The organism is Thalassoroseus sp. (assembly GCF_984380535.1).
The window spans coordinates 380209-392076 of sequence record NZ_CFHRBF010000002.1 but is presented as its reverse complement, the minus strand read 5'-3'; the positions used below and the strand labels follow the sequence as shown (position 1 = coordinate 392076).

The 11868-nt window shown below is 55.8% G+C and carries 7 protein-coding genes; 4 read left to right on the top strand and 3 right to left on the bottom strand.

Annotation, left to right across the window (positions count from 1 at the left end; translation table 11 throughout):
* Window positions 1-172: 172 nt before the first annotated feature.
* From AC5DDB_RS03905 to AC5DDB_RS03895, 3 genes are all read right to left on the bottom strand, one after another.
* On the bottom strand, window positions 173-1339 hold the full coding sequence (locus AC5DDB_RS03905; RefSeq protein ID WP_491738367.1) for an isocitrate/isopropylmalate dehydrogenase family protein: 1167 nt from the start codon (window positions 1337-1339) through the stop codon (window positions 173-175).
* A gap of 83 nt (window positions 1340-1422) precedes the next feature.
* A complete protein-coding gene (locus tag AC5DDB_RS03900) occupies window positions 1423-1875 on the bottom strand; it encodes a hypothetical protein (RefSeq protein ID WP_491738366.1) in 453 nt (150 codons plus the stop codon).
* Window positions 1872-2798, bottom strand: coding sequence for a DnaJ C-terminal domain-containing protein (locus tag AC5DDB_RS03895; protein WP_491738365.1), 927 nt, complete (start codon window positions 2796-2798; stop codon window positions 1872-1874). Before AC5DDB_RS03895 ends, AC5DDB_RS03900 begins: the two co-directional genes overlap by 4 nt.
* A gap of 326 nt (window positions 2799-3124) precedes the next feature.
* Here AC5DDB_RS03895 and AC5DDB_RS03890 point away from each other — a divergent pair, with 326 nt between their 5' ends.
* The 4 genes from AC5DDB_RS03890 to AC5DDB_RS03875 all read left to right on the top strand — a co-directional run bounded on the left by AC5DDB_RS03890 (window position 3125) and on the right by AC5DDB_RS03875 (window position 11689).
* Complete coding sequence (locus AC5DDB_RS03890) at window positions 3125-4756, top strand: zf-HC2 domain-containing protein (RefSeq protein ID WP_491738364.1); 1632 nt, start codon at window positions 3125-3127, stop codon at window positions 4754-4756.
* A 123-nt stretch (window positions 4757-4879) separates the two neighbouring features.
* Complete coding sequence (locus tag AC5DDB_RS03885; protein WP_491738363.1) at window positions 4880-6028, top strand: prenyltransferase/squalene oxidase repeat-containing protein; 1149 nt, start codon at window positions 4880-4882, stop codon at window positions 6026-6028.
* Window positions 6029-6088: 60 nt separating this feature from the next.
* Window positions 6089-8773, top strand: a complete 2685-nt coding sequence (locus tag AC5DDB_RS03880; RefSeq protein WP_491738362.1) for a BatA domain-containing protein — start codon at window positions 6089-6091, stop codon at window positions 8771-8773.
* 360 nt (window positions 8774-9133) lie between these two features.
* Window positions 9134-11689, top strand: coding sequence for a hypothetical protein (locus AC5DDB_RS03875; protein ID WP_491738361.1), 2556 nt, complete (start codon window positions 9134-9136; stop codon window positions 11687-11689).
* Window positions 11690-11868 lie beyond the last annotated feature (179 nt).

Sequence of the window (11868 nt, the reverse complement as noted above, 5' to 3'; positions counted from 1 at the left end):
CCAGGGGAAGTGTCCTGGGGCTTTGGATGTGTTGGGTGGCACTGGCTTTGCCAGTGCGAAGTCGGTTTGAACGTGGATTGCTGATTGCACTGGCAGAGCCAGTGGCACCCGATAATGAACCCGGAAAAGCACGGCTCACAGAGCCGTGGCACACGCTGGGTTGTGCGGAAATCTACATTTTCTTACAGATGGCTTCGGCCATTTCTTGGGTGCCGACGGCGGTGGGGTCGTTGCGGTCGGGCTTCATGTCGTAGGTGACGTCTTTGCCTTCAGCAATGACTTCCGCAACGGCGTTGTCGAGTTTCGCAGCTGCTTCATGTTCGCCAAGGTGGTCGAGCATCATTTTGCCGGAAAGAATCAACGCGGTCGGGTTAACCTTGTTCTGGCCTTTGTACTTCGGAGCACTCCCGTGAGTTGCTTCAAAGATAGCGGCATCAGGGCCGATGTTCGCACCAGGAGCCACACCCAATCCGCCGACGAGACCGGCACACAGGTCACTCAGAATGTCGCCGTAGAGGTTTTGCGTAACGATCACGTCGTACTGCTCTGGCTTTTGGACCAGTTGCATGCACATGTTGTCGATGAGTCGTTCCATGTAGGCGACTCCGCTGCCGTCTTCGACTTTGCCTTTCAGGGTTGGGTCGGCTTCCACGCCCTCGGCGAGTTCTTCCCACTCGAACTTGGCACCGTAAGCCAATGCAACGGCTCGGCATTCATCGTAGAACAGACCATCGGTGAACTTCATGATGTTCGCCTTGCAGACGCTCGTCACGGAAGAGCGTTTTTGCTTGATGGCGTAATCGAAGCTGTATTTGCAGATGTCGCGTGTGCCCGGCACGGAAATCGGCTTGATGCTGATGCCGGTTTCGGCGGCGGGCGTGTTGATCTTCTTGCCGGTCGCGATCGCGTTGATTTGATCGATCAACGTGGCTGTCTTGTCTTCACCAGCTTTGAACTCGACGCCGGCGTACAGGTCTTCCGTGTTTTCGCGGATCAGGACCAAATCGACTTTGACGTCTTCGAAGAACGTTCGCACGCCTTTGTAAGTCTTGCAGGGACGAACGCAAGCGTACAGACCGAGTTCCTGTCGCAGGTACACGTTGACGCTGCGGAAGCCTTTGCCGATCGGGGTGGTAATTGGGGCTTTCAAAGCGGCATCGGTGCTGCGGATTGATTCCAGCACGCGGGGCGGCACACCGCCTTCAGCTTCGATAACTTCGATTCCGCATTCTTGATGATCCCAATCGATCTTCACGCCGGTCGCGTCGATACATTTCCGGGTCGCTTCGGCGATTTCGGGGCCAACTCCGTCACCGGGAATCAGGGTTACTCGGTACATAATTCGCTTCGTAAATTAGAGAAATGGTTGCGCTGGAAAGCTACCATAGGCAAATTTCGATTGCAACCATTGTCATTCGGGTTCTATTGGTGGTTCGATTCTTGCGACGGGGAATTGTCAGTCGGGGAATCGGAAGACGACGCATTCGGTTTCCGTAGATACCAGAGCGGATCGAGTTGGGAGGATTGAGGAAGCGATTGGCGGGCGAGGCGACGTGTTCGACGTCCCCAAATGGCGAGCAGCGAAACCGATGCGACGCTGACGATCACGAGTAATAACAAAAGCAATCCGCCAACGATGGCCGATTGCTCTTTGCGGTCGCGTTCCTTTTCACCGTCCGGTTTGGCATTCTCGGCAACTGATTTTTGGGCGGGCGGTGATACGTCGGGCTCCTGGGCAAGCGAGACCTCCCCCAGGATTCCGACTAACACTGCGATCAAGGCCGGTAGCCATTGCCAGTGCGTATTCCTGAAATCCGAGTTTGTCAGGTGATTCGCACAGCTCACAAATTCAGGGCACGCCCTCGAAGTCCTCATGACCACAGTCCTTCGCGTGGTTGGTGGGTATTGAGGTCGCGAAGTTGCTCGTAGAGTTTGCGGGATTCGTCGTCGGCGTTTTTCGGGACGACGATTTTGACTACGACGAGCTGATCGCCTTTGGTGCCGGTTTTCCGATCCGTAACTCCAAGCCCACTCATGCGAAGTTTTCCGCCGCTGGATGTGCCGGGTGGAATTGTCAACGTGACCCGCTCACCGGAGAGGGTCGGAACTTCGACTTTCGCTCCCAAAACCGCTTCAGCGGGCGAGATTGGCACGTCGATGAGTAGGTTGTTTCCCTCACGACGGAAGTAGGGGTGGGGAGAAATCTTGAGTTTCAACAGGACATCACCCGCCGGTCCACCAAATTGTCCCGGATGGCCTTGGCCGGACAGACGGATCTTCGCGCCGTCTTGCACGCCGGCGGGAATTTTGACGCTGATGCGTTCGGTCGATCCGTCTGGGCGGCGGATGGGCACTCCGTAACTTCCACCTTCAGCGGCCATGTTAAAAGGAATTTCGGCTTCCATTTCGATGTTCTGACCGGCCGACGGTCGGGGTTGGCGGGTTTGTCGACGTCGTCCACCTCCACCACCGAAAAGATCGCCTAAATCAAGTTCCCCGCCGAAGAGATCGCCCAAATCGATCGGTCCCGCACCGCCCGGCCACGGTCCTTGACCGCCCGCTGCTCCACCGGCATGTTGAAACGCCTTGCCGAATCGGTCGTATTGGGCTCGCTTTTCCTTGTCGCTCAGAACCGAGTACGCTTCGCCGATTTCCTTGAATTTTTCGGCGGCAGAGGCGTCATCGGGGTTGCGGTCGGGGTGGTATTGCTTAGCCAATTTCCGGTAGGCTTTGCGAATCTCGTCATCAGAAGCTGATTTCGAAACGCCAAGTGTCTTGTAATAGTCGTCAGAAGCCATAGGTAAACGATCTGGGGTGAATTAACGAACCGATGTCAATTTGGCAGATGGTTCTATCATTTCGTGGAAAACTCAAGCGTCAACTGCAAAGTCGCTTGAACTGCGAACGGAACGGGGAATCTCGCTGACCGAGACTTTTGAACAGGCTTGCAATTCCATTGTCAGCCGGCGAATCATACTGCAATTGGGCTGTGAATCGGTCGAGTTATCGATAACAATCAGGATTTTTGATTTTCACGCAGTTTGCGGGAACGATTCGAACCGATTTCACCTCTAATTGGTCGGTTGCAAATTCAGTAGTGCTAAAACCGCAGTTGGGTTTACCGATGAACGAACAGTCGGCTCATGAACAACTTTCCGCTTACCTCGACGACGAGTTGTCGCCCGAGGAACGGGCTGTTGTGGAGTCGTTGTTAGAGGAATCGGCAGCGGCTCGGCAAGAATTGGCAGAACTTCGGCAAGTCCGAGAATTGTTATTTTCGCTGCCACCGGATTCGTTGTCCGAAACCTTCCCTGCAGAAGTTCTACATGCATGTGAAAAACGCATGTTGTTGGAAGACGTTCGGCCCGTGTCTCAAGATGCATCGGAAAACTCGAAGCCGAAGCGAAGCCGATTTGTTTGGCTTGGCGGTTTGGTGGCTTCAATTGCGGTCGTGGGCATCACTGCATTGTGGTGGAATGTCGACTCCCCAAGGTCGGAAATGGCGATGCAAGATGAGCGTGGCATCGTCGCAGATCGGGACTTTACGGAAATCGACGAATTGATTCCGATTTCGCGAAACCGAGCACTCGAGTCAGGGGTCGCGGAGGACGCGGAATTCGCGGACGGTGTGGCATTGCAAGACGACGCACCAATTTTGAAGTCGCGGGATCCGAGCAGCAGGGATGAGTTTTCCCCTCGGATTGCAGCGTCGGAACCGCTTGGTGCCGAAGCATTGTCGGGCATGGCCGGCGCAAGTGCGCCGTTGCCAGAAGCTCCGATGATGGCAACAGAAGCCGCTCCGCTTAGTGTGCCGGCGGATACATTGGGGCGAGCCGGAAATCACAACCTGGCATTCAAAGACGATTTGAAGACTGCGCAGGTTGGCGAGGTGGTGCGGGCTTTGCAGCGTCAGGATGACAAGGTCATTGTCGTGGAACTGACGGTCGTCGATCGTCGTCAAGGTTTGGAACAACTGCAACTGTTGTTGGCACGTCATCGGATTCTGGTCGAGGAATCGGAAACCGAAAGTGAAGGGGGCGAGGCGATAAAGTCGCCCGCGGAATCGAACTCATTGGGAGTTTCGAATCAGCTGATGGCAGTTCATGTGGAGGCCCCAAGTACGCAGTTGCAGGCGGCCTTGGCCGAGTTGCGGTCGGCGGCGGCAGTCTCCCAGATCAAACAGCGACCGTCCATTTCGCCCACCCAATTGGCAATGGCGGCGAATTTTGATTCGTACTCCTTGGAACAAGAGCGAGCCGAAGCCAAACCGAGGGACAAAAAGGATACCAGGACAGTCACAGAGCCAGCGATGAAGAAGTCTTCCGTCCCTCTGGCAGACCGCAATTCTGGAAATCGAGAACCAGCCGCCAGCCCCGATAGTTTCACTCAGCGGAAAGACAACGTCGCTGAGGAAGTTACCGTCGCTTTGCAGGCACGTCAGCGGCGATTGACTGTGAAGAACGATGTTCTGGAGGTCGGTAAGCAACTTGGAAACGGAGTCGGTGGGGGGGCATTTGGTGCGTCGGAGAAACCAGCGTCACCGTCGGGCGTCGCGGATGCGGATTCGAGCCAGTCTGACCCTGCGAAGACGGCGTTCCGAATGCGTGTGCAGGCTCCACAACGGTTTATGGTGAAAGCCCCGGGCCAGGAAAATGCTGTCCGTGGTGGCCAGCCCGTGCAGTTGTTGTTTGTTCTGGTATCACAAGATCGACAACCACCTCCGCCGCCGTTGCCCGATGATGCCGGTGCCGCCTAATCGTGTCGGGCGGACTGTGCGAGTGTCAATCTCGGAATTTTGCAAAAGCTCCGTAACGTCGCCTTGTGGCGGGACAACTCCCTACAGAACCAGTTTTATTGATTCTGTAGGAGCGTTTCTACCGTGGGTAGGTTTCGCATTGTAGTCACCGGAGTCTTGCTAACGCTGCTTGTCGCACGTCCTGTGGCGGCGGTTGGGCCGTGGGAAACGACCCCGGAAGCTGAAGCCGCCCTGGATCGCGGGTTGGAATGGTTAGCCCGTAACCAAGGTCCAAAAGGGAACTGGGGTTCCAACGACCTTGGATTGGTCGGCATGGGCACCTTGGCGTTTCTCGCCGCCGGACACATGCCGGGGCACGGTCCCTATGGGGAGCATGTCGATCGCTCGATCAACTACATTCTCGATAATGCGAAACCGTCTGGTCTGCTCAACATCGCTGATCCGCATCGCGATATGTACAATCATGGGCTGACGACGTTCGTCCTTGGTCAAGCGTATGGAATGACCGACGATGCCCGGATCGGTCGCACGCTCGATGCCGCTTTAAAACTCATTTACAATACGCAATGTCGTGATGGCGGTTGGGATTACCAAGCTCGTCGACAAGAACGCGGCCACGATTTGAGTCTCGCCGTGATGCAAGCCAAGGCGATCCGCAGTGCTGCCGATAGCGGATTAGCCGTGCCACCCGGAATTGTGCCGCTGGCAATTCAAAGTGTCCGCGAGCACTACAAAGCGGAGAACGGGACCCGCGGTTTGGACAATCCGAAAGTCAAAGACGGGCCCGGGCAGTTTACTTACGACGGCAATCGTGGCACCACCGCGATGGCTGCCGCTGGTGTTGTGTGTCTGCAAGAATATGGCCAATACGACGACTGGCGGATCCCGAAGAATATGACGCTCATCTCCCGCGAGATTGACCGACTCAAACCGAACAATAGCCATAACGGACGTTTGCCGTTCGATGCGTATACCCTGTATTACGTGGGGCAGGCGTTGTATCAGGTGGGCGATCGGGAAGACATCAACGAACCGTATTGGCGACGGAGTTACCCCAAGCTCCGCGATCATCTTGTGGGCTGTCAACGGTTGAAGCCGGGGGATGTGAACGAACACGGTTCTTGGGATGCCACCGGGCATGTGAGCGGTCAGCCGGGACGATTGTACGGCACGGCTGTCGCATGTTTCATCCTGGCAATTCCGAATCGATATCTTCCGATTCTTCAGGAAGGTAAGATCGAAGGTCTGACTCAGAAACTGGGTCTTGACTGACGTATTTATGGGGTTCTGAACGGCTTTTTCATCTCTTACCATTCGAATTGTCTTGTCTCGATGATCGACTTTCTCGTCCAACCTTTTGCCATCGCTGGAGCCATTGCCGCTGCAGGGCCGATTGTGATTCACCTGCTGAATCGGCGGCGGTTTCGGACGATTTCCTGGGGGGCGATGAACTTTCTGCGGCAGGCGATGCAACGGAATCGACGCATCCTGCAACTCCGCGATCTGTTACTGCTGTTGTTACGCTGTCTGATTGTGTTGTGCATCGGGTTGGCGTTGGCTCAACCGTTCTTTCGGAACAGCGGAAACAATTCGCTGTTGGCAACCGTTTGGCCATGGGTGGTCGGTGTGGGTGCGATTGTTGCCGGCATTTGGGCGGTGGTCGCAGCAACCAAAAGCATGAAAATTGTCGCCACCGCTGTGGCATTATTTCTCACAGGGTTCGCGGGTTGGGGTGTCTATCAGAACTTCCGATCGCGAGCGGTTGCCGATTCCGCCACCAACTCCCGGCAACCCGTGCATGCGGTACTGGTGATCGACAACAGTCTCAGCATGGCGTACGAAACGCTCGAAGGTGATCTGCTCGACCGGGCTCAGGCCAGAGCCGCGGAGTTCATCGATCAATTGCCGTCGGGCAGTCGCATCAGTGTGATTCCCACAAGCGGCGCGAGCAAATCCTTTAGCTTGGATGCCTATCGCAACAAAGACGATGCTCGGGATGCAGTCGGTCGGATCGAGGTCGTCGATCAATCGGCTTCGGTGTCGACGGCCCTTGCACTTGCGGCGGAGGCGTGTGATCGACTGCCAGAACTGGCGGCCAAACGCGTCGTCCTGTTCGGTGATCAACAAGCCTCCGGCTGGCCCGTCGAAAGAGCGGGCGACGACCTGAAGCAACTGCCCGAATTGCAAGTCGTGCAAGTCGCACCCGAGGAGCCGCAAAACGTCTGGGTATCCGAGTTTCGGTTGGCCAGTGGTGTCGCGGATATCGAAACGCCGTCCACGTTCATTGTCGAGTTGGAACATTCCGGCACACTTCCACTGGAAGATTTGCAAGTTACGTTGTCGCTGGATGGCATGTCGGTCGCGAGTCAATCGATCGATCTCGAACCGGGGCAACGACGGCAGGTCGAATTCAAGTATCAAATTGATATCCCCGCCGAACCCGGGCGACCGCAATTTGTCACGGCAGAAGTGCTTGTCGAAACACCAACTGTCGATGGCGACCGCCTCAAACGTGATAACAGCCGTTCGCTGAACGTGCCCGTCGTTGCCGGCTTGCCAGTGGTGTTTGTGGATACGCTTGGCTCGAAGGAAAATGTCGCCAGTGGGGAAGTCGGAGAAACGTACCCGCTGCGACGGTATCTGGCTCCGAAGCTCAGCCGTGATGAATACCAACGTCAGTTAATTGATGTGCGTCATCTCACCATCGACCAGGTCGACATCGCAGCGCTCGCCGATGCTCGTTTGGTTGTGGTTGCGGGGCTTGAATCTCCGGGGGCGGCTGTGGAGATGCTCCGGGAATTTGTCCAGCAGGGTGGGGCACTCGTCTTGACCGCAGGTGGCGACTTCGACCCCGCCATCTGGACGCAACTGGCCTGGAACGATGGGGCCGGAATCTTGCCGGTTCCACTCGCCGGTAACGCCTTCGGCGAAACGCCCGAACAGTTGGAACTGCAAGCCAATCTCGATTCGCTCAAGCTGTTCCATTTGGATTACAGCACGATGCAGCACCCGTACTTCGTACTCGAAAACGAAGACGACGAATTCCTCAGCGACTGGTATCGGCAAACCCTCTTCTTCAAAGCTGCGATCGCGGATACCTCGGAAGAAGTCCTTACGCGTTTATTAGAAGCCGATCGCAAACGCCTCAGTGATGTCGTCGCAACGACCGAGGATGATTCTGCAGATGACGCCACGAATGGGCCACGTTGGCTGTTGTGGGCGGCGGATCGGGCGACCGAGTTACCACGTTCAGCCGAAGCCATCGAGTCGACTGCTCGGCAAATGCAGCCGCGGGTTCTAGCCGCGTTCGATGTGACAGCGTCCGAAGCCGGTTCCGACCCGCTGCCGTTCTTGGTGGAACGCAAGGTGGGTGCGGGTCGGGTGTTGTTCTTCTCGTCCGGAGTGTATTCAAGTTGGAACACACTCTCTGGCAAGAACAGCAACATTGGGTTGTTCGATCGGATTCTGCGGCGACTCATTGAAGAGACATTACCCGAACGAAATTTTAATGCCGGCGAACGCATCGTATTGCCGGTCTCGCCGGACCGTCGCTTCCGTTACACACTCGACCGTCCTGACGGCGAAACGGAATCGCTGACCGTCGAGGCGCTCGGAGGCGATCAATTCGGTGTCGACATTTCCAATGCGGACCGTGCCGGGGTTTATCAACTTGTTCGCACCGAAGGCGACGGCAGCGAGTTGGATGAGGCGTCTCGCAAGCAAGTCACTCCTTTGGTCGTCAACGCGCCACTGCAAGAATCCGAGATGGTGTTTCTCGACGAAGCCAAGTTGGCCGAACGGTTCGGCTCCGATGAAGGAACCCCCTGGCATTGGGTCGGGCCGGGGGAGCGTATCACGACTGAAGGGGCCGAAATCCAAGGGCGGAACTACTGGCAAATGTTCGTTTTGCTCGCCATCGTGGGGTTGCTAGCCGAGATGCTGATCCTCGCTTGGCCACACCTGCGAGATTGGCAAACCGGCGAACAACCAGTCGGAGATCAAGTGAAAGTCTCTTGAGAGAATTGGCCTTCCATTGAACAGGTGTCACTGCAGGAAATTGCATGTATTAAAGACAATATTACGTAACATTCAATGCAGTTTATGTTTGGGTGGCATGCCCACCGTTTGGGGTGGGCATGGGCCAGCGGTGTTTTAATGTCCAATCATGCCCACGTAAAACCGTGGGCATGCCACCCACGATGCTATATCGATGCAGTTTCCTGCACTAGCTTTGACACTACGAATGAAGAAAGACACACAATCGGTAAGGCGTTGGCAGAGACAGTGACACACACGAGTAAGATGGCTTGATCATTCAAGCTGGCAAGCACGGCTCACACAGCTGTGGCACACCAACTTCGAACAGAACTAACGGGAATGAACGGCACGGAAACAACACCAGACCTTTGGACCAGTTGGATCGGGTGGGCACTCGGTTACGACAACGTCTCGCGGATTGAATCCTGGCGAGTCAGTTTCGGAGCCGATTGGGCACACAACGGTCCGGCGTGGTTGATCTTTGGCTGTCTGGCGGTGTCGTTGCTGTCGGTCGTGTTCTATCTGAAATTTCAAAAACAGGCCCATCGTCGTCGCCGGATTCTTCTGGGTGTCTCCCGGGCGTTTCTGATGTCGCTGCTGTTGTTCGTCCTGGCGGACCCGATTCTAGAAATTCGTCTGGTCGATCACCCGAAGCCGATTCTTTGGGTGCTTTTCGACGGCACCGAAAGTATGGCGATCGAAGATAAACTTCCCGTCGAACAACAGGAAAAACTGGCCACCGCGACGGATTGGGCCGGGTACCGCAAGCAACGAGAAGCCGCCGGGGTTGCACTCACCGAGACTCCGACACGGATGGATTACCTACACGCGTTGGTGCAAAAGTCGGACGAGAATTTCTTCACGGATCTCTCAGAACGCTATCGCCTTCGCGGTTATGTGTTGGATCGAGCCGATGGTGTGCGGGCGATTGATCTGACCGATTCCGAGAATCAATTCGATCCCAAGAAAGTCGCCGAGCAACTGACTGCCACCGGTGAGGTGACCGCTCTCGGTGCCGGCTTTGAAGATTTGGCGTTGCGTCACGCCAGCGGCCAGGTTGCCGGTTTGTTAGTGTTTTCAGACTTCAACCGCAACGCTGGCCCGATTCCCGAACCCGCCGCTAAGAAACTGAAAACACCGGTTTACACCGTTGGCTTGGGAGCCAAGTCGGCGATTGATTTGGCACTCGATCACATCGAAAGTCCGGTCAAACTCAAGAAGGCCGAACAATCCACGATTTCCGTAGCGATCCGTCAGCAAGAACTTCCCGGTGAAACAGTTCATGTGCGACTTTCGGCGCGGGAGATTGGCGGCGAATCGGGCATCGCAGCTGCACCGATTGTGATCGGTGAAAAAGATGTGCAATTCGCTGCGGGTAAACTCTCTGTCGATTTTCCCTTCACGCCGACCGAGACCGGTCGCTATGTGCTCACCGCTGAAGTCGGAGAAATCGGCGATCGCACCGATCCGCAAGGACTTACAGCAATCGAACCGCTCGGCGAGGAAATCGTCAGCCAGAATAATGCCATGACGCGGGAAATTACCGTCATCGATGATTTCATGCGACTGCTCTACGTGGCGTATGAACCAACCTGGGAATGGCGGTTTGTGAAGGAAGTGTTCCACCGCGATGAACTCGTCGGCATGCGTGGATTTCGCACGTTTTTGCGGAGTTCCGACCCGATCGTGCGGGAAAGCAACGAGTTGTTCCTGCCGAGTCTTACGCTGCCGCGGAATGAGTTTTTCAGCCACGACGTGATCTTCCTGGGCGACATGCCCGCCGACGCACTCTCCACGCGGTTCTGCGAAATGACGAAGGAGTTCGTCAGTGAATTCGGCGGCGGTTTGGTTGTCATCGCCGGCTCGCGATTCGGTCCCGGTCAGTTGGCGGGGACACCGCTTGCAGACATGTTGCCGGTGTTCGTCGATGCGGACGCCCGTCCGCGAACCGATCGCCCGTTCCGCATTCAACGCACGCCCATCGCATCAGCGGCTCAGTTCGATTTCATGCAACTGGGCGAAACGCCGGAAGAGACATCAACAGCCTGGGACAACATGGGCCGGCTCAATTGGTATCAACCCGTGCAAGCGGTGGAACCGTCTGCGACGACCGTTCTCGCCGAGCATCCCACCGATATGTGCCTCAACGGGCAAACGAAACAGCCGTTGATTGCAGTGCGTCAATACGGACGCGGCGAAGTCGTTTACATCGCGTTTGACGAACTTTGGCGACTCCGGCGGCTCTACGGTGAGAAGTACTACCGCAACTTCTGGGGTCCGCTAATCAAACGCTTGGGCCTCAGTCACGCACTCGGTCAACAGAAGCGATTCGTTGTGCGGACCGATCGCAAGGAATACCAGGCCGACGACAAAGTTCTGCTGTCGATCGAAGCCTACGACGAAGATTTTCAACCGCTTGGTGAAGACGATGTCGAATCAATGACGCTGCAGAAAAGTCTCGATTATGAACTGTTGCCACCGAATCAGGGCATTGATGTGGACAACATCCAACAAGGCCAAGTTTCGCAGCTTCGACCGGGTGTGTTTGAGGCCCGCATCCCAGTGTTTCAGCCGGGGGAATACACGCTCAAGGTGCGTGACCCTGTCACATCGGAGTGGGCTGATCCGGTGAACTTCCAGGTCGCGAGTTTGTCGGTGGAACTTCGAAACCCCACGCGGAATGTTTCGGTGCAAACAGGACTGGCGACAGCCACGAATGGCAAAACTTACGAACTCGACACGCTCCCGAACTTTCTGAGCGACACCGAACCGCCCGCACTGACCGAACGCACAACCGATATTCGCCCCTTATGGGCCACATGGCCGTGCTTTGTGCTGCTGATGCTGCTTTGTCTGAGTGAATGGTGGGTTCGAAAACTCGCCAGTCTCCCGTAGATGATTTTTTGTCGAAACTGAAAGGTAACTCGTTGATGATCCACAACGTCTCTGCGAGCAAGAATTGCGGAGAGTGGAGAACAGAGAGCCGGAATCTATCGAAACCTGCGCTGAACTAGTCTGGCTCTCCACGGGAATTCATTACGGCGAAACCAGGAACAATATCAGTGTGGCCATTA